This window comes from Streptomyces alkaliphilus, from assembly GCF_014141535.1.
GTDB classification, from domain to species: domain Bacteria; phylum Actinomycetota; class Actinomycetes; order Streptomycetales; family Streptomycetaceae; genus Streptomyces; species Streptomyces alkaliphilus.
The window spans coordinates 1-1029 of sequence record NZ_VKHT01001373.1 but is presented as its reverse complement, the minus strand read 5'-3'; the positions used below and the strand labels follow the sequence as shown (position 1 = coordinate 1029).

Below are 1029 nucleotides of genomic sequence, written 5' to 3'. Positions count from 1 at the left end.
CCCCTACAGCGCCCCGGTCCGACCGGGGCCCCGCGAGGAGAACCGCACCCGTGACGCGCAGATGGTCATCGCTGGAACCGCTGGCCCCGGTCCGCCGGTTCCGCCGCTCCAGCGGCGGGGTCCGCTTCCACCAGTACACGCGCTGGGCGATCTACTTCTTCGCCGTCACGGAGATCGGGCTGATCCTCCTGTGGGTGGTGGGCACGGGCTCGGGCGTCGGGCCGCTGCCGGCCGCGCTGGTGCTGGTGGTCGGCGGGGCGCACGCGGTGGTGAACCTGCTGATGACCCGCGCCGGGCTGGATCACTACCTGGGGCGGGGGCCCCGCCCGGGCCGCCTGTTCGCCCTCTTCGCCGTTCTCACGCTGCTGGGCCTCCTCCTCGGGGTCCTGCTGCTGCGGACCGGGGGGCTGCAACCGGAGGCGGCGCCCGCCATGGTGTGGTTTCCCGTGTTCTTCGCGGGGCCCGCCCTGCTGATCCACTCGCTCTCCGTCGGCACCACCTGGGCGGCGGCGGCGGTGGCCGCGGGGAGTGTCGCGGCGGCGGTGGGCGGCCTACCGGCGAACACCCTGGTCCGGATGTCGCTCCTGGCGGTGCTCTGGGCCTCGTTCTTCGGCTTCACCTACCGCACCTCCGCCTGGTCGCTGCGGGTGGTCGACGAGTTGGAGGCGTCCCGGGAGACCCGGGCCCGACTGGCGGTCGCCGAGGAACGCCTGCGCTTCGGCCGGGACATGCACGACGTACTGGGCCGCAACCTGTCGGTGATCGCCCTCAAGAGCGAGTTGGCCGCCCAGTTGGCCCGGCGCGGCGCCGACGCGGCGGTGGACCAGATGATCGAGGTCGAGCGAATCGCCCGGGAGTCGCAGCGGGAGATGCGGGCCGTGCTGCGCGGCTATCGCGACGCCGACCTGTTCGCCGAACTGGCCGGGGCCCGCGGGGTGCTGGAGGCGGCGGGAACGGAGTGCCGGGTCGAACCGGTCGACCCGCGCCGGATGCCGGGGTTCTCCGATGCCGTGGGGGCGGCCCTGGGGG

The 1029-nt window shown here is 74.3% G+C and carries 1 protein-coding gene; it reads left to right on the top strand.

Annotated elements, in window-relative coordinates; genetic code table 11:
• Positions 1–50: 50 nt before the first annotated feature.
• Positions 51–1029 (top strand): sensor histidine kinase (locus FNQ90_RS24560; RefSeq protein WP_323380162.1); only part of this gene is annotated, 979 nt, incomplete at its 3' end.